This window comes from Paracoccus sp. S3-43 (assembly GCF_029027965.1).
Classification (GTDB): domain Bacteria; phylum Pseudomonadota; class Alphaproteobacteria; order Rhodobacterales; family Rhodobacteraceae; genus Paracoccus.
The window spans coordinates 3,113,016-3,131,901 of sequence record NZ_CP119082.1 but is presented as its reverse complement, the minus strand read 5'-3'; the positions used below and the strand labels follow the sequence as shown (position 1 = coordinate 3,131,901).

At 63.8% G+C, this 18,886-nt stretch carries 19 protein-coding genes, 1 tRNA gene and 3 pseudogenes; 12 read left to right on the top strand and 11 right to left on the bottom strand.

Annotation, left to right across the window (positions count from 1 at the left end; translation table 11 throughout):
• Positions 1–4: 4 nt before the first annotated feature.
• Positions 5–1,690 (top strand): DUF2326 domain-containing protein, encoded by a 1,686-nt coding sequence (locus PXD02_RS16270; protein WP_275104854.1) that lies wholly within the window; start codon positions 5–7, stop codon positions 1,688–1,690.
• 146 nt (positions 1,691–1,836) lie between these two features.
• Here PXD02_RS16270 and PXD02_RS16265 read toward each other — a convergent pair whose 3' ends face one another.
• A complete protein-coding gene (locus PXD02_RS16265) occupies positions 1,837–2,892 on the bottom strand; it encodes a PDDEXK family nuclease (RefSeq protein WP_275104853.1) in 1,056 nt (351 codons plus the stop codon).
• A complete protein-coding gene (locus PXD02_RS16260; protein ID WP_275104852.1) occupies positions 2,889–3,911 on the bottom strand; it encodes a restriction endonuclease subunit S in 1,023 nt (340 codons plus the stop codon). Before PXD02_RS16260 ends, PXD02_RS16265 begins: the two co-directional genes overlap by 4 nt.
• A 135-nt stretch (positions 3,912–4,046) precedes the next feature.
• Between PXD02_RS16260 and PXD02_RS16255 the strand changes: the two genes are divergently transcribed.
• The 3 genes from PXD02_RS16255 to PXD02_RS16245 all read left to right on the top strand — a co-directional run bounded on the left by PXD02_RS16255 (position 4,047) and on the right by PXD02_RS16245 (position 6,306).
• Positions 4,047–5,173 (top strand): IS3 family transposase gene (locus PXD02_RS16255; protein ID WP_275103593.1). Its coding sequence is split into 2 segments (ribosomal slippage): positions 4,047–4,311 and positions 4,311–5,173, totalling 1,128 coding nucleotides; the frame shifts between segments, so codons are not numbered across the junction.
• A gap of 46 nt (positions 5,174–5,219) precedes the next feature.
• On the top strand, positions 5,220–5,588 hold the full coding sequence (locus PXD02_RS16250) for a hypothetical protein (protein ID WP_275104851.1): 369 nt from the start codon (positions 5,220–5,222) through the stop codon (positions 5,586–5,588).
• Between the two features lies 1 nt (position 5,589).
• Positions 5,590–6,306 (top strand): hypothetical protein, encoded by a 717-nt coding sequence (locus PXD02_RS16245; protein ID WP_275104850.1) that lies wholly within the window; start codon positions 5,590–5,592, stop codon positions 6,304–6,306.
• Positions 6,307–6,408: 102 nt separating this feature from the next.
• On the opposite strand, the gene PXD02_RS16240 is transcribed toward PXD02_RS16245, so the two are convergent.
• Positions 6,409–6,861 (bottom strand): hypothetical protein, encoded by a 453-nt coding sequence (locus tag PXD02_RS16240; protein WP_275104849.1) that lies wholly within the window; start codon positions 6,859–6,861, stop codon positions 6,409–6,411.
• A 38-nt stretch (positions 6,862–6,899) separates the two neighbouring features.
• Between PXD02_RS16240 and PXD02_RS16235 the strand changes: the two are divergent.
• Positions 6,900–7,247: pseudogene (locus tag PXD02_RS16235) on the top strand (IS3 family transposase); the annotation flags it as partial.
• An 18-nt stretch (positions 7,248–7,265) separates the two neighbouring features.
• Here the strand turns inward: PXD02_RS16235 and PXD02_RS16230 are convergent.
• The 4 genes and pseudogenes from PXD02_RS16230 to PXD02_RS16215 form a co-directional block, all read right to left on the bottom strand.
• Positions 7,266–7,376: pseudogene (locus tag PXD02_RS16230) on the bottom strand (IS481 family transposase); the annotation flags it as partial.
• A gap of 38 nt (positions 7,377–7,414) precedes the next feature.
• Positions 7,415–8,565 (bottom strand): IS3 family transposase gene (locus PXD02_RS16225; protein WP_473092036.1). Its coding sequence is split into 2 segments (ribosomal slippage): positions 7,415–8,266 and positions 8,269–8,565, totalling 1,149 coding nucleotides; the frame shifts between segments, so codons are not numbered across the junction.
• A gap of 81 nt (positions 8,566–8,646) precedes the next feature.
• A pseudogene (locus PXD02_RS16220) lies at positions 8,647–8,751 on the bottom strand (IS481 family transposase); the annotation flags it as partial.
• A gap of 513 nt (positions 8,752–9,264) precedes the next feature.
• Positions 9,265–9,340 (bottom strand) — tRNA-Lys (locus PXD02_RS16215).
• Positions 9,341–9,434: 94 nt separating this feature from the next.
• Between PXD02_RS16215 and dapF the strand changes: the two genes are divergently transcribed.
• Both dapF and mtaB read left to right on the top strand, forming a co-directional pair.
• Complete coding sequence (gene dapF, locus PXD02_RS16210) at positions 9,435–10,265, top strand: diaminopimelate epimerase (protein WP_275104848.1); 831 nt, start codon at positions 9,435–9,437, stop codon at positions 10,263–10,265.
• Positions 10,262–11,515 carry a tRNA (N(6)-L-threonylcarbamoyladenosine(37)-C(2))-methylthiotransferase MtaB gene (mtaB, locus tag PXD02_RS16205; RefSeq protein ID WP_275104847.1) on the top strand — a complete coding sequence of 418 codons (1,254 nt, stop codon included), beginning with the start codon at positions 10,262–10,264 and terminating at the stop codon, positions 11,513–11,515. The genes dapF and mtaB overlap by 4 nt, the downstream gene beginning before the upstream one ends.
• Positions 11,516–11,699: 184 nt before the next feature.
• Here the strand turns inward: mtaB and PXD02_RS16200 are convergent, their stop codons facing one another.
• A complete protein-coding gene (locus PXD02_RS16200; RefSeq protein ID WP_275104846.1) occupies positions 11,700–12,536 on the bottom strand; it encodes a universal stress protein in 837 nt (278 codons plus the stop codon).
• Between the two features lie 200 nt (positions 12,537–12,736).
• On the opposite strand from PXD02_RS16200, the gene ccoN reads away from it, so the two are divergent.
• The 5 genes from ccoN (at position 12,737) to PXD02_RS16175 (ending at position 17,345) form a co-directional block, all read left to right on the top strand.
• Positions 12,737–14,341, top strand: a complete 1,605-nt coding sequence (gene ccoN / locus PXD02_RS16195; protein WP_275104845.1) for a cytochrome-c oxidase, cbb3-type subunit I — start codon at positions 12,737–12,739, stop codon at positions 14,339–14,341.
• A gap of 13 nt (positions 14,342–14,354) precedes the next feature.
• Positions 14,355–15,080: a cytochrome-c oxidase, cbb3-type subunit II gene (gene ccoO / locus PXD02_RS16190; protein WP_275104844.1), complete on the top strand. Its 726-nt coding sequence runs from the start codon at positions 14,355–14,357 to the stop codon at positions 15,078–15,080.
• 10 nt (positions 15,081–15,090) lie between these two features.
• Positions 15,091–15,279, top strand: a complete 189-nt coding sequence (locus tag PXD02_RS16185) for a cbb3-type cytochrome c oxidase subunit 3 (RefSeq protein WP_275104843.1) — start codon at positions 15,091–15,093, stop codon at positions 15,277–15,279.
• A 164-nt stretch (positions 15,280–15,443) separates the two neighbouring features.
• Positions 15,444–16,319, top strand: coding sequence for a cytochrome-c oxidase, cbb3-type subunit III (gene ccoP, locus PXD02_RS16180; RefSeq protein ID WP_275106458.1), 876 nt, complete (start codon positions 15,444–15,446; stop codon positions 16,317–16,319).
• Positions 16,320–16,664: 345 nt separating this feature from the next.
• Complete coding sequence (locus PXD02_RS16175; protein WP_275104842.1) at positions 16,665–17,345, top strand: DUF2268 domain-containing putative Zn-dependent protease; 681 nt, start codon at positions 16,665–16,667, stop codon at positions 17,343–17,345.
• On the opposite strand, the gene PXD02_RS16170 is transcribed toward PXD02_RS16175, so the two are convergent.
• The 3 genes from PXD02_RS16170 to PXD02_RS16160 are packed head-to-tail and all read right to left on the bottom strand — an operon-like array spanning position 17,334 to position 18,885.
• Positions 17,334–18,056 (bottom strand): rhomboid family intramembrane serine protease, encoded by a 723-nt coding sequence (locus PXD02_RS16170; RefSeq protein WP_275104841.1) that lies wholly within the window; start codon positions 18,054–18,056, stop codon positions 17,334–17,336. The genes PXD02_RS16175 and PXD02_RS16170 overlap by 12 nt on opposite strands.
• Positions 18,056–18,250 (bottom strand): Trm112 family protein, encoded by a 195-nt coding sequence (locus PXD02_RS16165; protein WP_275104840.1) that lies wholly within the window; start codon positions 18,248–18,250, stop codon positions 18,056–18,058. Before PXD02_RS16165 ends, PXD02_RS16170 begins: the two co-directional genes overlap by 1 nt.
• The gene (locus PXD02_RS16160; RefSeq protein WP_275104839.1) at positions 18,247–18,885 is read right to left on the bottom strand and encodes an LON peptidase substrate-binding domain-containing protein; all 639 of its coding nucleotides are present in this window, start codon (positions 18,883–18,885) and stop codon (positions 18,247–18,249) included. Before PXD02_RS16160 ends, PXD02_RS16165 begins: the two co-directional genes overlap by 4 nt.
• Position 18,886 lies beyond the last annotated feature (1 nt).

Here is an 18,886-nt window from a genome sequence, read left to right as displayed (position 1 = left end):
GACGTTGAACTTCCGACCAGGTCTCAACATAATTTTAGCGACGCGCACCGATAGTGGCGACGACGGCGAGAGGCGTAGCCGCAACGGAGCCGGTAAATCGAGCGCCATCGACTTGATTCACTTTCTTCTCGGCGGAAAGCCCGAGGGCGCCCTAGCTGCACCCGAGTTGGCCGAATGGAATTTCACGCTCGAGCTCGATGTGGGCCCTGAGCGTATAGAGGTCACGCGCAGCGTCGCCAATTCCAAGCAGGTCTCTATTAGCTCGCCAACTTCTGGCGTAGATCGCATTCAAAACGCCCAGTGGTGCAAGCGGCTCGGCCAGGAATGGTTCGGGCTCGGGGAGAAGCGCGGCAACGGCGATGTCTCTTACCGACAGCTCGTGACCTATTTCGCCCGCCGCAAGAGGGATGGCGGCCTTGATAGCCCTACACGAACCTTCCGGAGCCAGTCCGCCGCTGTGACTGAAACCTCACTCGCCCACCTGTTCGGCCTCGACGCCGAACTGGTGCGTCACCTGCACCAAGCAAAGGCCGCGCTAAAGCAAACCAAGAATGCACAGAAAGCTCTGGCTGCCCTTGATAGTGCTGCGGCGGAGGGGGCCAAGCGCGCTGACCTAGAGGCTCAGCTTGAAGCACAGATCGCTTCTGTAAAGCTCGGTCGCGATCGTCTCGCAGAGCGGATCGAAGCATTCAATGTCCTGCCCGCATTTCGCGAACTGGAGCGCGAGCTCGCGAAATTGAATCATGACTTTCGCGATTTATCCGATAGCGATGTGATCGATCAGGAGGCGATCGACGTCAACGCGCGGACTTTGGAGGCGGAGGTCTTCACTGATGCACCGGACATCGCCCGATTGTTTGATGAAGCGAGGATAATCTTCCCCGACCTCGTGACCGATCGCTATGAAGAGGTCCGTCGCTTCCACGAGAAGCTGCTCGAAAACCGGCAATCCCATCTCAGGAACGAGATCGCCGCGGCGCAGGAGCGTATCACGAATCGCCAACCGCTTCGCGAGCGGATTGAAGAACGCCGCCGTAATATCACCCGATCATTGCGCGCAAGCGGCCCAGCAGACGAATTGCTTCGGCTGCGCGATGAGCTTGCCGGACGCGAATCCGAACTTAAGCAGCTTGAGGGACGTCTGCAGGAAGCCCGAAAGCTAGAAGACCGCGTCGAGTCGCTTGAGCGTGAGGTGGAGGAAGCTGTTCGCGCGCTGCGTCAGGACCGTCGCGAGCGGTCCATGATTATAGATACAGCAAGCCGAACCTTCTCGGAAATCTCGGAGCGTCTATACGAGAAGCCCGGCCAACTGGCTATTTCAGCCACTGATACGGGTCTGCGCTTCCTGCCACAGACCCCCGCTGATGGCAGCGCCGGTGTGATGAGCATGGAAGTCTTCTGTTTCGACCTCACCCTCGCTGCATTGGCAAAAGGGCGCGGCGAAGGCCCAGGCTTCATCATCCATGATAGCCACCTTTTCGAGCCAGTAGACGGTCGTCAGTTCGCTCGCGCCCTTCAGATCGCCGCCGACTTCTCGGAAACCACGGGCATACAATATGTGACGCTTCTCAACTCAGATGAAATCGACCGGGCCGAACGTGAGAGCGGCGTCAGCTTTGAAGACTATGTCCTTGAAACGACGCTTTCAGATACCTCTGACGGTGGTCTATTCGGCATCCGCTTCGACTAGGCTGCCACGTGGTGCGGATTTTTCCGTAGGAGAGGGGATAGCGGCTAAGGGAATGGTTCGCCGCGCATTGGATGAGTGAACGCTTTCTGGATGCGCCGCGACTGCAACGCCGCACTATTAACAGTCGGTTCTCACCCATCAAGCCATCAGGTTATGCTCGGTCGAGTGACCCCAAACTGTTCGGTCAGGAAATCTACTGTCGCTTCATCCCGTAACTTGCAGACTATGTTCTGGTTTGCAAACGCCCCTTTGAAGCGCTTGGCTTGGGCAGGATCAACCGTTTTGCGCCATTCGATGCCGACGGCGTGCTCTGCGTTTTCTTGCGGCTCGCCAAGGCGCTTCATTCGGGGTTCGGACAGCGGTTGGTCGAAGAGTGTACCATCAGGCGTCGTGAACTCGGCCGCAGGCCGGGCCTCGGCTGTCACAACACCGTAGCCGATGTAGCCGTTGCCTTTGTCATAGACAAAAACCTCGTCACCGATGCTGAGCTGATATAGCCGTTTCGAGTAGAACTCGCCGCCCCCAGCTGAGATGAACCCATATCGCTTCATGTCCGCCCAGGAACGATGTTCGCCCAAGCCGGCATTGACGAAGTAATAGCCCGACCATGGAGCGCGGACCTTGCGTTCCGAACGCTCCTCCACTGCCTCCTGGTCCAGCAGGAAGTCGGTCGTCAGCCATTCCTGGCCATCGACCTCGAAGACGTTGAAGAAAACGGTATTGATGGCGACGCCATGTTCTTCCGACAGGTATTCCACGATCCGGCGCGAGGCAGGGTCGAGTTCGCTGGCAACGATCAGCATGGAATGGCTGGCGTTGAGCCGTTCCGGGACCCCTTCGCCAAAGCGGTCACGGAACGCGGTGACAAGCCGTGTTCCCAGATATTTCTCGGCACGGTCATAGATTTCCGGGGTCGTCAGGGTTCTTACCCAGGAGGCATAATCCAGCACCTGAGCGACGATTTCGCGAGGGGTGCGGTCTTTCTTCAATTCGATGATGACCAGCCCGCCGATGGCGTCCATGGCCAGAAGGTCGATGAACTTGCCGTGGTCTGTCGGCACCTGTCGTCCGATGATCAGGGCGTCGATGCCGACCAGACCGGGATTCGAGGCGACCCAACCTTCGATCATCTCTTCCTTTGACAGGGCGCGGCGGGTGGCGGGGCGCAGGTGGCCGTCCCGGATCTGATACAACGAAGTCATGCGCGGGCTTTTCTGCCGCGCCTGGCCTTGGGTGCAGCAGCGTGGGCTTCGCGGATCCGGGCGAGGAGGGTTTCGGCGGGTTCGTCGCTCGGATCTTGCGGAACAAGCTCGCCTGCAAAGGCTTTGGCCAGAATGCGTTGATCAAGGCGGCCTAGCAGTTTCAGGGCCTTTGCGGCCTCGGCGGCGAGGCGGTCGATCTTGGCGAAGGCGGTTTCGATGCGGCGGAGGACTTTGCGTTGTTCGTCGGGATCAGGCACCCAGAATGGGGCGGCCATGAGCGAACGCTGATAAATCGCGGCAACGCTTGTGGTGGCGCTTATGAAGCCTTCAATGTAGCGCCGGAAGGGCGGTGAGGACATCTGCCAAAAGGCAAAGGCGGGCACGACATCTTCCGAGAAGCGCATGCGCAGCAGGTTGTTGTTGAACAGGTAGCCGTCCTTGCCCTCTGGCCAGATCGCCACTTTGCCAACCAGTTCGGCGCTGTTCCGCGTGTTGAACAGCAGGTCGTCCGCCCTCAGTTGATACCGATCAAACTCGGCTGATGTGGCCGCGACATAGGTGAGGTCACGGTCGTTCCACCTGCCAGCCAGATCGTAGTGGTTCATTCGGATGTAGGGGTGGCCCTCGCCTGCGGTTTGTTCTGCCTTGCTTCTGACGAGGCCGGTTTCGGCATGCTCCAAACAGCTCGCGATGGTTGTATCGCACCCCGCATCCCATTCCGCCCGAAAAGCAGCCTCCAGAACCGCCGTCCGATACCGCTCCACCAGCTTTTCGATGGCATGGAGGTGGGTGCGGGCGGTGGTGCTGCGGGCGCTGAGGGTGTCGAGCTTGCGCACAATCCGCCGCTGCTCGGGGAGTGGCGGAAGGGGGATTTCGACACCACTCATTCCGGCTTGCGTAAGCTTCAGGCGGGTCGATCCGGAAACGTACTGCATCCAATCGACGCTGTTTAGCCACGATCTCAGAAAACTTGTTTCAATATCCCCACGCCCAGAAAGAATATGGGCGTGGTTGTTCACCCAGAACTGACCTTTTGCCTCATACGCTACGCCGCGTGCTGGGTTGTCAAAGAAGCCGCCATCCTCGGCTGGAGTGCCCCCACTGAAGTGGTCCGCCAACTGGGATACAAATATCCTGTTCAGGAGGACCATCAGATGGCAGGCAAGCGAGACAAACCGGAAGACATCGTTCTGAAGCTTCGACAGATCGAAGTGCTTCATGGACAGGGAATGGCGATTTCCGACGCGGTGCGGCAGATCGGCGTGACCGAGCCGACGTATTATCGCTGGCGCAAGCAGTATGGCGGCATGAACCGGGATCAGCTGAAGCGTCTCAAGGAGCTTGAGGCGGAGAACCAGCGGTTGCGGCGCGCGGTGTCAGATCTGACCTTGGACAAGATGATCCTGAGCGAGGCTGCACGGGGAAACTTCTAAGCCCTTCGCGCCGTCGCAAGTGCATCGATCATGTGCGGCAGGCGCTTGGCATATCCGAGCGCCGCGCCTGCCGCACCCTCGGGCAGCACCGCTCAACGCAACGCAAGGTTCCTTGCGGCGCCCCGGACGAAGAACGGCTGACGGAGGACATCATCGCGCTCGCTCGCACCTACGGGCGATATGGCTATCGGATGATCACCGGACTGCTGAACAACGCCGGTTGGCATGTAAATCATAAACGCGTGGAACGGATATGGCGGCGTGAAGGGCTGAAGATCCCACAAAAGCAGGCAAAGAAGGGTCGGCTCTGGTTGAACGACGGGTCCTGCGTCCGTCTCCGACCGGAGCACCCGAACCACGTCTGGTCCTATGATTTCGTTCAGGACCGGACACATGACGGACGGCTGTTTCGGACGCTCAATATCATCGACGAATTCACGAAGGAGGCGCTGGTGATCCGTGCAAACCGCAAGCTCAATTCCACCGACGTAATCGACGCCCTGACGGAGCTGTTCATCTTGCGTGGCCCGCCTGCGTTCATAAGGTCCGACAATGGCGCGGAATTCATTGCCAAGAAGGTGCAGGGCTGGATCGGCGCAGTTGGTGCCAAGACCGCGTTCATCGAGCCGGGTTCACCCTGGGAGAACGGGTATTGCGAGAGCTTCAACGCTCGATTCCGCGACGAACTCCTGGACGCAGAAGTCTTCTATTCGCTTAGGGAGGCCCAGATCCTCATCGAGCGATGGCGCCGCCACTACAACACTGTCAGGCCGCACAGCTCCCTGGGATACCGCCCGCCCGCACCGGAAGCCCTCATCCCAATAGACCAGCGGCCGACGATGCACTAACAATCAACCCGGACCACTCCGTGGGGGCAGTCCAACCGCGCCGGTCATGCGAGCAGCGCCAGACGATGCTCTTGCTGACTTCGATGCCGTGTTCGTCCGTCAGCTCAACGCCGTCTACACGCGCAATCCGATACGCCCGCTCGAATCGCAACGGTGGTCGGGCGCGATCTGCAGGGCTTATGCGTTCGGCGATGGCGCGGTGGACTGGTCGGGAGCAGATGAGCTACGCGGCAGGTTCGATGCGCTCCTCCACGGGCGCCGCGGCTCGGGTCTGACGGTCACCCGGATCACCCGCCTTTACGACAAGGGCTTCGTCTTCCTGCTGAAGCCCGACCGGCACCGGTTCTGGACTCGATCGATCGCGCTGCGCGATGCCGATGACGTGTTCGCCGACTTGCGCGAGCAGGGCTTCTAGGATGCTGGCCGACGAGGGGGAGCGCCGGGCGCAGGTCGGAACGCTGGACAGCGAGGTTCATCTTCCCGGCGAGTGGATGAATGCTCTTATCGGCTTCATTGGAAGCGTCCTGCCCGGTTGGCGCGATGATCCCCGCCGGCCCGCGCAGACCAGCGAGGACGCCTTGACCGCGCAGCTCTGCGCGAAGCTCGCCAGCGCCAGCCGTCACACGCCAGGCTGGGATTTTCTGCAGTTCAGGCGCGAAGAGCCAGACGCCGCCGATGGTCGGCGCGCGATCGACCTCGCCGTCGCGCCGAGCGGCTCGGTCATCTGGATCGAAGGCCGCGAATATACCGAGTACCAAACGCTCCTGCCGATCGAATGCAAGAGGCTCCCAACTCCCACGGGCCACAAGCGGGACGAGCGCGAATATCTATACAGCCGCTTCAGTACGACCGGCGGCGTGCAACGCTTCAAGGCGGGACATCACGGTTCGTCACACGATCGGGCGGCGATGATCGCCTACGTGCAGGAGAGAGACATCCCATCGTGGGCGGTCCAGCTCGACGACTGGATCGACGGTCTCGAAAGCGACGCCGTCGAGGGCTGGTCTGCCGCCGACAAGCTGTCGCTCCTAGAGTATGATCCGCCATCGCGCGTGGCGGGCCTCTCTTCTGCTCACGCTCGCAGTTCGGGGCTCGGGGGTATTCGGCTCGTTCACCTCTGGATCGAAATGTAGTGCGGTCGCATCGCCGGCTTGAAGCTCACGGGGACGAACGGGAGCTTTCGGCGTGGCATCACCGATTGCTCAGGCAGCACGGCGTCTATTTCTAAGCAGGGCTCAGAAAACCATCTCATTCTGCCGGTCATCGCCGGGCCGGCTTGTCGCGGTGCTGGCATCGTCAAACACGCCCTGGGTGCGCAGTGTTTTTGCGCTAATCAGCGGGCCCGAGCATACCCGATCCAGGAGCTCGGCCTGATCCGGCTCCAATTGGGTCAGCAGCGTCAGGACATGGAGTAGGTTCAGCAAGTCCTCTGTATACGACGACGGCCAGCTATCCGGTTGGACCTTGTCGAGTGGCGATGGCGGTCGACGGTCGCCGATCATTGGGCGGGTGCGATCTAGGCGGCGGTAGCTGAACCATTGATCCAAGATATTCTTCCCGGACACCTCGTAGGCATGCACCTCGGGCGACACGTTATCCACGAACCCGTCGATGTCATCAACGAGTTGCGTGAGGTGGTTCGGCGCCTGGTGATCTGGCGCAGGGCCTTTTGCGATGCGTTCCGTCATCTGGAATCGCTCGGCCTCATCAACCGCACGCACGAAGGATAGCCGTCTGGCGGCGCAAGCCGAAGACCAAGGTGCTGGTTCATTCAGATCAGGGCAGCCAGTTCACCAGCATGGACTGGGCAGCATTCCTGCGCGCCCACAATCTTGAGCATTCCATGAGCCGCCGTGGCAACTGTCACGACAACGCTGTTGCCGAGAGCTTCTTCAACCTGCTCAAGCGCGAACGGATCAGGCGCAGGACCTACCGGACCCGCGAAGACGCAAGGCAGGACGTGTTCGATTATATCGAGATGTTCTATAACCCGAAGCGCAAACATGCGAGAAACGGAATGCTGTCGCCCGCAGAGTTCGAGCGACGGCAGATGATGAGACGGGAAGGCGTCTAAGAAACTCGGGGCTATTCATATTGCTTCTTCCTCCTCATTCAGCACCGTTGAACGAGGCTCCTTGGGCCCGGTCTTCAGATCCTCCACTGTGGCCCGCTTACGCCATTTTGACACGGTCTTGGGGTTGATGAGCTACTCCCCGATCCTTGGACAGCTTTCCGGCTGATTTAAGCTACTGCCTGTGCCTGCTGATCGGTTTCGCTGCTGTTGAAGTAGACCACGGCGGGCGGCTGCCCGCCATGGGCAGTGTGGGGTCGTCGATGGTTGTAGAAGTTGATCCAGTGCCCAATACCAACCTTGGCCTGCGATCCCGTTTCCCAGGCGTGCAGGTAGACGCATTCATACTTCAGGGATCGCCACAGACGCTCGATGAAGACGTTGTCGATGCAGCGCCCCTTGCCGTCCATCGAGATCCGAGTGCCAATGCGCTTCAGCCGATCAGTCCAGGCGAAGGACGTGAACTGTGAGCCCTGATCCGTGTTCATGATCCCGGGCGCGCCGAAGCGATGGATGGCCTCGTTCAGCGCCTCGACGCAGAAGTCGGCCTCCAGCGTGTTCGATATCCGCCAGGCCAGCACCTTGCGGGTGAACCAGTCCATGATCGCCACCAGATACAGAAAGCCCCGCCGCATCGGCAAATAGGTGATATCTGCGCACCAGACCTGACCGGGCCGATCCACCCGCAGCCCGCCCAACAGATAGGGATAGGTCTTGTGGCCTTTTCTCGGCTTGCTGGTGTTGGGCCTCTGGTAGATCGGCATCAGGCGCATGAGCCGCATCAGCCGCCGGATGCGTTTCTGGTTCACACCATGCCCCTCGTTCTGCAGGTGCCACGTCATCTGCCGCACGCCGTAGAAGGGTGTATCCAGGAACTGCTTGTCGATCAACAGCATGAGGTCGAGGTTCATCGCCGTCTCGCCCTGCGGCGCGTAATAGAACGACGACCGCGAGATCGATAGCAGGCGGCACTGCGCCCCGACCGACAGGCTTGGGTGGTTCTTCTCAACCATTCCGCGCCTCACTTGCCGATCCAGGGCTTGAGCTTTCGTGACAAAAAATCGTTGGCGACGGCCAGCTCTCCGATCTTGGCGTGCAGGTCACGGACAGTTTCTTCGGCAACCTCGGCCGCTGCCGCAGCCTTGCCGCCCCGCTCGAAGATCCCTGCGGCACCCTCCAGAAGCGACCGTTTCCATTGATGGATCATCGTCGGATGCACGCCATATTCGGCGGCCAGCTCTGACACTGTGCGCTCCCCCTTCACGGCTTCCAGCGCCACACGCGCCTTGAACGCCGCATCGTGGTTCCTGCGTCTCGACATCTCTGTTCTCCTCGTTCTTGGAGACCAGCAGACTTCAGATCGTAGCTTCCGTCACTGTCCGATTTTCGGGGGGTAGCTCATGATGCCCAACTCCCGGCTCAGTGACGCGGTCGAAGCTTGCGATCGCTGTATTGCCGCTCGGATGGCGTGCGTGGTCGTGGCGCTCCCGTGACGAACTTGGCCCATAATGCCTCCTTCCATTCCCAAGAAAGGATCGCACCATCAAACCGTGGGATCAAACAACTAGGTTCTTTCCAGCCTATCCCAAACGGGGGTAATTCGCGCCCCGATGCGTGAAAAATCTATCCTCTTGAAACCATTGTATGTTCCGGTTGTGTTTGTTGTTTTTCTAGTGCCGCGCCAGTCGTCTGGCAATACCATCCGGTTACAGCATGAGGAAAGCCTGTAACCCTGCCTGTAACTGGCGGGATGGAAATAAGACAGCAAAAACAGTAAATTACAATGATGGTTACAAGGTTACACGGTTACCGAGCAAAATGCAGGCCTTGGGCTTTCTATCCCGGCCAGCGAACGGCTGGGCTGTCATGCGCCAGCCCGACCCGCCCGTTCGGATCAAGGCCTGGCTGCCCGGCGCGCTTGTCGGTGCCGGGCGGGCGCGAAATTTCGTTCCGTGGTAGCCCGGTGGTAGCCCGAACGGAAAAGGGCCTAGGCGCAAACTGCCTAAGCCCTTGAATTTGTTGGTGAGCCCGACAGGATTCGAACCTGTGACCCACTGATTAAAAGTCAGTTGCTCTACCAACTGAGCTACGGGCCCAACATCGGCGCTTACTAGGGGGGGCTGCCGGGGGCGTCAAGCGGAAAAGTCGCGCCCACTGGCGGAAATTTCCGGCAGGGATTATAGGACGTCCATGAACAGCAACCCCGTCCCCGGCCTGCCCTTCATGAAGATGCATGGGCTCGGCAACGATTTCGTCGTCCTTGATCTGCGTGCCGGTGGCGATCCCCCTGCGGCAGGGCTGGTCGCGCGCATCGCGGATCGCAACCGGGGCGTGGGCTTCGACCAGCTTGCGACGATCCAGTCGGACGACCGGGCGGATCTGCGGCTGCGGTTCTGGAATGCCGACGGCTCGGTCAGTTCGGCCTGCGGGAATGCCACGCGCTGCATCGCCCGATATGTGATGGACCAGACCGGCCGCGACCGGCTGAGCCTGCGCACCGATCACGCCATCCTGCTGGCCGAGGATGCGGACAACGGTCTGACGCGGGTGAACATGGGGCCGCCGGTGCTGGACTGGCGGGCGATTCCCCTCGCGCATCAGGTGGATGTCGACCACCTGCCGATCGACGGCGATCCCGTGGCGACCGGGATGGGCAATCCCCATGCGACCTTCTTCGTCGAGGAGGCGGGCTCGGTCGATCTGGCCACCTTCGGCCCGGCGATGGAGCATCACCCGCTGTATCCGCAGCGCACCAATGTGGAAATCGTGCAGATCCTGTCCCGCGACGAGATCATCCTGCGCATCTGGGAACGCGGGACCGGGCCAACGCTGGCCTCGGGGTCGTGTTCCTGCGCGGCAGCGGTGGCGGCCGCGCGGCGCGGGCTGACCGGGCGGCGGGTCCGGGTGAACGTGCCGGGCGGGCTGCTGCTGATCGACTGGCGCGAGGATGGCGTCTGGATGGAGGGGCCGACCGCGCATGTGTTTTCCGGCGTGCTGACCCCGGACTGGCTGGCGTCATGAGCGCGCCGGTCTTTTCCACGCTGGGCTGTCGCCTGAACGCCTATGAAACCGAGGCGATGCGCGAGATGGCCGAGGCGGCGGGCCTGCCCCACGCGGTCGTCGTCAACACCTGCGCCGTCACCGCCGAGGCGGTGCGCAAGGCCCGCCAGGAAATCCGCCGCCTGGCCCGCGAAAACCCCGGCGCGCCGGTGATCGTGACCGGCTGCGCGGCGCAGACCGAACCCGAGACCTTCGCGGCCATGCCCGAGGTCACGCGGGTGATCGGCAATCACGAGAAGATGCAGCCCGAGACGTGGCAGGGCCTGCGCGCGCCCGACCTGATCGGCGAGACGGAAAAGATCCGCGTCGACGACATCATGTCGGTGCGGGAAACCGCGGGCCACCTGATCGACGGCTTCGGGCGGCACCGCGCCTATGTGCAGGTCCAGAACGGCTGCGATCACCGCTGCACCTTCTGCATCATCCCCTATGGGCGCGGCAATTCGCGGTCGGTTCCGGCGGGCGTGGTGGTCGAACAGATCAAGCGGCTGGTCGGGCGCGGCTTCAACGAGGTGGTGCTGACCGGCGTGGATCTGACCAGCTGGGGCGCCGACCTGCCGGGCACGCCTCGGCTTGGCGATCTGGTGATGCGGATCCTGCGGCTGGTGCCCGACCTGCCACGCCTGCGGATCAGCAGCATCGACAGCATCGAGGCGGACGAGAACCTGATGCTGGCCATCGCCTCGGAACCCCGGCTGATGCCGCATCTGCACCTGTCCTTGCAGGCCGGCGACGACATGATCCTCAAGCGGATGAAGCGCCGCCACCTGCGCGACGACGCGATCCGTTTCTGCGAGGACGCGCGGCGGCTGCGGCCGGATATCGTCTTCGGCGCCGACATCATCGCGGGTTTCCCGACCGAAACCGATGCGATGTTCGAAAACAGCGTCAGACTGGTCGGCGAGTGCGGGCTGACCTTCCTGCATGTCTTTCCGTTCTCGGCCCGCAAGGGCACGCCCGCCGCGCGGATGCCTGCCGTGAAAGGCCCGGTGATCCGCGACCGCGCCGCCCGGCTGCGCGAGGCGGGCGAGGCCGCGCTGCGCCGCCACCTGGAGGGGCAGGTGGGCCGGACCCATCGCGTCCTGACCGAAGGCCCGCGCCTGGGCCGCACGGAACAGTTCACCGAGGTGGCCTTCGACACCGACCAGCCCGAAGGCGCGCTGATGGACCTGCGCATCGCGGGCCATGACGGGGCGCGGCTGATGGCCTGATATAAGCTGCGTGGCCTGGCGGGATCAGGAAACACAATGTGTTTCCCCGCCCGCGAAGCGACGTGCCGCTCAAAAACGGCGCCACCCCACGACCACGGAAGGCCGGCGCCCGCAGGGGGGCGGTGCGGGAAGGATGGGGCACCGCGTGGCGAAGGCAAAGCCTCCGCCAGACAGCGGTTTCCAGTCACCGCGCCATGAACACCGGCACCTTGGCCTTTTCCAGCATGTTGCGCGTGGCCCCGCCCAGGATCGCCTGGCGGAAGCGCGAATGGCCATAGGCGCCCATCACCACCAGGTCGGCGGCGATTTCGGTCGCGCGGCGGTTCAGTTCCTCGCTGACGGTGCCCGAGGTGCGGGCCAGCACGGCGATGTCGGCATGAACGCCGTGGCGGTTCAGCATCTGCGCCAGGGGCGCGCCGGGTTCGGATCCGTCGGTGCCGGCGCGCGGGTCGATCACCGTGATCTCGACCGAACCGGCGGCTTTGAGCAAGGGCAGCGCGCGGCGGACGGCGGCCAGGGCCTCGGTCGACTGGTTCCAGGCGATCAGCACCTTGCCCGGCGGATCGGCAGGCAGGTCGGTGCCGGGCAGGACCAGGACCGGGCAGCAGCCCTCGAACAGCGCGGCCTCGACCACGGCCTCGGCCTCTCCGGGGGCGTCCTCGCCATAGGGGCGGGACAGGACGGTCAGGTCGGAAAACCGCGCGCGCATTCCCACCAGGTTGGCGATGCCGCCGATCTGGGCCACCGCGGCCTCGGACGACCAGCGAAGGTCGCCGAAGCGGGCCAGGTGCTGCCGGACCGTCTGGTCCAGCGTCTCGGCCTGGTCCATCGCCAAGTCGATGGCGTCCTGGAACGCATAGGGCATCCCGTTCGGGAAGTAATAGCCCACCTGCGTGTGATCCAGTCCCAGGCTGAGGACCGACAGATGCCCGTCCTCGCGCGCGGCCAGGGCCGCCGCCGCGTCAAGCTGGGGCAGCTGGCGGGCGTCGGACAGGACGGTCAGGATGCTTTTGTAACCCATCTCGGTCTCCTTGATCATGTCGGGGCAGAGGATGGCGGATTTGCCACGCCGCAGCCTTGACCGGAATCAAACAGCCGAACTTGATGCAGATCAAGGTTTCGTGTGTCGCCGCCGCCTTATTCGGGGCAGCAACGAAGGGATCTGTCCGGCGGCGATTCGTGCCGTCCGGTCATTCCGGCCAAGGGACGCAGGTGGAAGCCATGTGGAATTATGTAAAGCTGATCTTGCTGGGCTTGATCGCGCTGTTGGCCGCCATCGGCGCCAACATGGCGCGCGATCCGGCCTATATGGTCAACGCGATCGTCGTCATGCTGGTGGCGGCGGGAATGTTCGTCTGGGCGCTGCGCCAGGCGGACGAGCCGGTGCGGGCGGTCGATACCTCGCAATACATGGACGACGTGGTCCGGTTCGGGGTGATCGCCACGGCGTTCTGGGGCGTGGTGGGCTTCCTGGTGGGGGTGGTCATCGCCTTTCAGCTGGCCTTCCCGGCGCTGAACCTGTCAGACCTGACCCAGGGCTATACCAACTTCGGCAAGCTGCGCCCGCTGCACACCAGCGCGGTGATCTTCGCCTTTGGCGGCAACGCGCTGATCGCCACGTCCTTCTATGTCGTGCAGCGCACCAGTGCGGCGCGGCTGTGGGGCGGGAACCTCGCGTGGTTCGTGTTCTGGGGATACAACCTGTTCATCGTGCTGGCCGCGACCGGCTATATCGCGGGCGCCACCCAGTCCAAGGAATATGCCGAACCCGAATGGTATGTGGACTGGTGGCTGACGGTGGTCTGGGTGGCCTATCTGGCCGTGTTCCTGGGCACCGTGATCAAGCGCAAGGAACCCCATATCTACGTCGCCAACTGGTTCTATCTGGCCTTCATCGTGACCATCGCGATGCTGCATATCGTCAACAACCTGTCGATGCCGGTCAGCATCTTCGGATCGAAGTCGGTCCAGGTGTTTTCCGGCGTGCAGGACGCGATGGTGCAGTGGTGGTACGGCCACAACGCCGTGGGCTTCTTCCTGACCGCGGGATTTCTGGGGATGATGTATTACTTCATCCCGAAACAGGCCGAGCGTCCGGTCTATTCCTACAAGCTGTCGATCATCCATTTCTGGGCGCTGATCTTCCTGTATATCTGGGCCGGTCCGCACCACCTGCACTATACCGCGCTGCCCGACTGGGCCTCGACGCTGGGGATGGTCTTCTCGATCATGCTGTGGATGCCGTCCTGGGGCGGGATGATCAACGGGCTGATGACGCTGTCGGGGGCCTGGGACAAGCTGCGCACCGACCCGATCCTGCGGATGATGGTGGTGGCCGTCGGCTTCTACGGCATGGCGACCTTCGAAGGACCGATGATGTCGATCAAGGCCGTGAACAGCCTGTCGCATTATACCGACTGGACCATCGGCCATGTCCATTCCGGCGCGCTTGGCTGGAACGGCATGATCACCTTCGGCGCGCTGTATTACCTGACGCCGCGCCTGTGGGGCCGCGAGCGCCTCTACAGCCTGTCGCTTGTCAGCTGGCACTTCTGGCTGGCGACCATCGGCCTGGTTCTCTACGCGGCGTCCATGTGGGTGTCGGGCATCATGGAGGGCCTGATGTGGCGCGAGGTCGACAGCCAGGGCTTCCTGGTCAACGCCTTCGCCGATGCCGTGCAGGCCAAGTTCGCGATGAACGTGGTGCGCGCCCTGGGCGGGGTTCTGTACCTGACCGGCGGGATCATCATGGCCTATAACCTCTGGGCCACCGTGGCCCGTCAGCCCAAAGCCCATTCGACGGCCATCGCCGTGCCGGCCGAATAGGGGGAAGCCAGCCATGCAGATCCTTGAAAAGCACAAGATCCTTGAAAAGAACGCGACGCTGCTGCTGATCTTTTCCTTCATCGTCGTGACCATCGGCGGCCTGGTCCAGATCACGCCCCTGTTCTATCTGGAAAACACCATCGAGAAGGTGGAAGGAGTCCGCCCCTACACCCCGCTGGAACTGACCGGCCGCGACGTCTACGTCCGCGAGGGCTGCTATGTCTGCCACAGCCAGATGATCCGCCCGATGCGCGACGAGGTCGAACGCTATGGCCATTACTCGCTGGCGGCGGAATCGATGTATGACCACCCGTTCCAGTGGGGGTCCAAGCGCACCGGACCGGATCTGGCGCGCGTGGGCGGGCGCTATTCGGACGAATGGCATCTGGACCACCTGCGCGACCCGCAATCGGTGGTGCCGGAATCCATCATGCCCAGCTATGGCCACCTGATGAACCGGATCATCGGCCCCGAATACATCCGGGACCGCGTGGAAACCGATGCCCTGGTCGGCGTGCCCTATTCCGAGGAGATGATCGCCGCCGCGGCCGAGGATTTCCGGGCGCAGGCCGATCCCAACGCCGATGCCTCGGGCCTTCAGGAACGCTATCCGGGCGCGCAGCAGCGCAACTTCGACCGCCAGCCGCAGCTGACGGAGATGGACGCCCTGGTCGCCTATCTGCAAGTGCTGGGCACGATGGTCGACTTCTCGACCTTCCAGCCGGATCCGACGCGGTAAGGGGGCGGGCATGGAAACCTACAGCTTCCTGCGCGGGCTGGCCGACAGCTGGGCGCTGCTGGTGCTGACCCTGTTCTTCGTGGGCGTGATCCTGTTCGTGTTCCGCCCCGGCGCCAGAAAGGCCCAGAAAGACGCCGCCGAAAGCATTTTCCGGCACGAGAACCGTCCCGCGAAGACGGATGAGAAGGAGGGCCGGTGATGGCCGACAACGACAAGGACAAGCCGGTCGATCCGCATATCGACCCTGCCAATCCCGACAACCGGGTGTCGGTCCAGCGGCACGCGGCCGACAGCGAACACGCGGCCAAGATCGTGGGCGAGATCCCCGAACGCCCCCGGCCCGACCAGCCGGTCGCGCCGAAGATGCGCAGGCAGGTCCGCCGCAAGGGTCTGGTGCAGGAGGTCGGCTCGACCGGCCACCAATGGGACGGGATCACCGAATACGACAACCCGATGCCCCGCTGGTGGCTGTGGACCTTCTATGCCACGATCATCTGGGCGGTGGGCTATGTCGTGGCCTATCCGGCCATCCCGCTGGTCAACCGCGCGACCCAGGGGCTGCTGGGCACCGACTATCGCCAGGAGGTCGCGGCCGAGATCGACCGTTTCGACCAGGCCAACGCCGCCATCCAGACCCGCCTGGCCGAGGTCGAGCTGGCCGCCATCCCGGCCGACCCGGAACTGCTCAGCTATGCGACCAATGCCGGGGGCGCGGTGTTCCGCACTTGGTGCGCGCAATGCCACGGTTCGGGCGCGGGCGGGGCACGGGGCTATCCCAACCTGCTGGACAACGACTGGCTGTGGGGCGGCACGCTGGAGGATATCCACCTGACCGTGCAGCACGGCGTCCGCGATCCCCAGGACGGCGACACCCGCTATTCGGAAATGCCGCATTTCGGCAGCGACGGCATCCTGGACCGCACGCAGATCGACCAGGTGGTGAATCACGTCCTGTCGCTGTCCGACCTGCCGCATGACCCGGCCAGCGCGGCCGAGGGCGCGCAGGTTTTTGCCGACAACTGCTCGGCCTGCCATATGGAGGACGGCACCGGCGACCGCGGCCAGGGCGCCCCGAACCTGGCCGATGCGGTCTGGCTTTACGGCAACGACCACGCGACCCTGACCCGGATCGTCGGCGAAGGCCCCTATGGCGTGATGCCGTCCTGGTCCGCGCGCCTGTCCGAGGCCGAGATCCGCGCCGTCGCCACCTATGTCCATGGTCTGGGCGGCGGGGAATAACCCCGCCCGGATCACCCGAGCTTTCGCAGCGGCGCCCGCGCGCCCGCGAAAGAGACCGGCCCCCGTCCTGTTCGCGCGTTCCTGGGGGCCGGTCTTCAAACCATAGCGCAGGCCATCGCCCTTGGCGATGCCCCGGCGCATCGGACTTTCGTGAGGGCAAAGCCCGCGCGAAAGAGGCCGGTCCCCCGTATGTTCGCGCGTTCCTGGGGACCGGCCGCCTCTGACCGACACCCCTGCCAAGGCCTGCCCGCAGCATCCGCGTTTGCGCGGCTTCCATCCGCCGATCCTGCATTGCCCGTTCCCGCCGCTGGCGCGCGTCTTCGCAAGGCGCTATATCCAGACCCCATGACGCTCTGGACCCTCCATCTTCTGAATGCGCGCCACGCGCTGACGCCGGTCCTGTCCGAAGTCCGGCAGGCCGGCCGCGAGGCGGTGGCGCGGGCCTCGGACCATGCCGATCTGCCGGATTTCGATCTGGTGGTCGGCGCGCAGTCTGACCGCTCGGCGGATGGCGCGATCCAGGGCCGCTGCCGCGCGCCCGGCGTGATCGAGATCGCGCTGACGCCCGACCGATTCGATCCCCTGCATTTCACCCGCGCCCTTGTCCGGCAGATGGCGCATCTGGTCCGCTGGGACGGGCCGGGCTATGGCCGGTCGCTGGGCGAGGTTCTGGTCAGCGAGGGGCTGGCCGGGCATTTCGTCTTGCAGGTGCTGGGCGGCCAGCCGGATGCGGTCGATGCCGTGCGGCCCGCGGCTGGGGCCATGCGACAGGCGATGAACGAATGGGCGCGGCGCGATTACGACCATGGCCGCTGGTTCGGCGGCAAGGGCGACCTGCGCAAGGGCACCGGCACCAGCCTGGGCCACCGGATCATCGCCGATCACCTGGCGCGGCATCCCGGCGACAGCCCCGCCGGGCTTGCCACGGCGGCGCCCGAGCCGTTCCGCCAGACCCTGCGCCGGATCGCGGCGGCCGAGGGGCAGGCTGAAGGTCAGGCCGAGGCGGAAACCCCTTCAGAAGGCTGATGCGCGGGGGCGGCGGGTCATCGCCATCCAGGCGCCCATGACCAGGCCCGCCAGCGTGCCGCCCAGATGCGCCTCCCACGCGATCGAGGGCATCAGCACGGTCAGCGCGACGTTCAGCACCACCATCATCGCGACGCCGCGCCACAACTGGCCCAGCGGGCGGCGGCGGCGCCAGCCGGTCACGGCGGCGAAGCCGATCAGCGCGCCCGCCAGCCCGAAGATCGCCCCCGAGGCGCCGATCATCGGCCCGCCCTGCGGCGTCATCAGCGCGAACAGCAGCGCGGCCGCGACCTGCGTGACGGCATAGACCAAGGCCATGCGCGCGGCGCCGATCAGGCGGTTCAATTCCCGCGCGATGGCCACCAGCGACAGCATGTTCATGCCCAGGTGGATCGGCCCGGCGTGCAGAAATCCATAGGTCGCGAACATCGCCGCAGGCTGGCCGGGATAGAGGCCATGGCCCGCACGGACCTGCGCCGACCAGAAGCCGAACAGATAGTCGACCATCTGCCGGATCGGGATGCCGATGCGCTGCTGGGTGAAATAGGACAGGATGCCGGACTGCCGGGGGACGACGAAGGTCAGGCGCCAGTTCAGCAGGTCGCTGACCAGCAACAGCGCCTCGATCCCGCAGCACAGCCCGATCACGACCTTGACCCACAGGGGCAGCAGGGGCCGGGTGACGGCGATGGGACCGGACTGGGCCGCCATCAGTCCGCCTTGATCTGGCGGGCCTCGGCCACCAGCATGATCGGGATGCCCGCGCGGATCGGGAAGGCCAGCCCCGCCGCCCGCGACACCAGTTCCTGGCGCGCCGCGTCATAGGACAGGGTGGTATGGGTGACGGGGCAGACAAGCGCCTCGATCATGTGGCGGTCGAAGGCGGGCGGGGGGCTTTGGGTCATTGCAGTCGGTCCTCGGTATCGCCGCCACGCAGGGCGAATTCGATCAGGCCCTGCAACAGTTCGCGCCGGTCCGCCAGGCTGGGGCTTTCCAGCAGCGCCTGCCTGTCGCCGGGCGAAAAGGGCAGCACCATCGACAGCGAATTGATCAGCGCCTCGTCCTGGGCCTCGGCGGCGGCGTCCCAGTCGGTCGAGAGTTCATGCGCGTCCATATAGCGCCGCAACAGCGGAAACAGCGTGTCGCGATCCAGTCCGGGATCGTTCTCGGGGCCCTTCAGGTCGCGGGCGAAGGACGACCAGTCGACCTGGGCCATCAGATAGGGGGTGAACCCCTCCTGCACCTCGGCCAGGCGAAAGCGCGACACGGCCAGCAGGGAAATCATCTGCCGCCCGTCGTCGGTTTCGGAAAAGGCCACCACCCGGCCCGCGCAGCCGATCGAGGCCAGCCCCCCGTTTGCGTCGGAACCCTCGGGCTGGATCAGGCCGATCAGGCGGTGGTCGGTCTTCAGCGCATCGTCCAGCATTTGCAGATAGCGCGGTTCGAACACATGCAGGGGGATCCGCCCGCGCGGCATCAGCACCGCCCCGGTCAGGGGAAACAGCGGGATGCGCGCGGGCAGGTCGAAGCGGAACCGCATG

What these genes read in the sequence shown, in the direction of transcription:
- PXD02_RS16240 (WP_275104849.1), bottom strand. Translation starts at nt 6,861, where the DNA reads ATGACGGAACGCATCGCAAAAGGCCCTGCGCCAGATCACCAGGCGCCG.
- ccoP (WP_275106458.1), top strand. Translation starts at nt 15,444, where the DNA reads ATGCGCAGGCAGGTCCGCCGCAAGGGTCTGGTGCAGGAGGTCGGCTCG.
- PXD02_RS16165 (WP_275104840.1), bottom strand. Translation starts at nt 18,250, where the DNA reads ATGACCCAAAGCCCCCCGCCCGCCTTCGACCGCCACATGATCGAGGCG.
- PXD02_RS16265 (WP_275104853.1), bottom strand. Translation starts at nt 2,892, where the DNA reads ATGACTTCGTTGTATCAGATCCGGGACGGCCACCTGCGCCCCGCCACC.
- ccoN (WP_275104845.1), top strand. Translation starts at nt 12,737, where the DNA reads ATGTGGAATTATGTAAAGCTGATCTTGCTGGGCTTGATCGCGCTGTTG.
- PXD02_RS16185 (WP_275104843.1), top strand. Translation starts at nt 15,091, where the DNA reads ATGGAAACCTACAGCTTCCTGCGCGGGCTGGCCGACAGCTGGGCGCTG.
- PXD02_RS16175 (WP_275104842.1), top strand. Translation starts at nt 16,665, where the DNA reads ATGACGCTCTGGACCCTCCATCTTCTGAATGCGCGCCACGCGCTGACG.
- ccoO (WP_275104844.1), top strand. Translation starts at nt 14,355, where the DNA reads ATGCAGATCCTTGAAAAGCACAAGATCCTTGAAAAGAACGCGACGCTG.
- dapF (WP_275104848.1), top strand. Translation starts at nt 9,435, where the DNA reads ATGAACAGCAACCCCGTCCCCGGCCTGCCCTTCATGAAGATGCATGGG.
- mtaB (WP_275104847.1), top strand. Translation starts at nt 10,262, where the DNA reads ATGAGCGCGCCGGTCTTTTCCACGCTGGGCTGTCGCCTGAACGCCTAT.
- PXD02_RS16160 (WP_275104839.1), bottom strand. Translation starts at nt 18,885, where the DNA reads ATGCGGTTCCGCTTCGACCTGCCCGCGCGCATCCCGCTGTTTCCCCTG.
- PXD02_RS16245 (WP_275104850.1), top strand. Translation starts at nt 5,590, where the DNA reads ATGCTGGCCGACGAGGGGGAGCGCCGGGCGCAGGTCGGAACGCTGGAC.
- PXD02_RS16200 (WP_275104846.1), bottom strand. Translation starts at nt 12,536, where the DNA reads ATGGGTTACAAAAGCATCCTGACCGTCCTGTCCGACGCCCGCCAGCTG.
- PXD02_RS16250 (WP_275104851.1), top strand. Translation starts at nt 5,220, where the DNA reads ATGCGAGCAGCGCCAGACGATGCTCTTGCTGACTTCGATGCCGTGTTC.
- PXD02_RS16170 (WP_275104841.1), bottom strand. Translation starts at nt 18,056, where the DNA reads ATGGCGGCCCAGTCCGGTCCCATCGCCGTCACCCGGCCCCTGCTGCCC.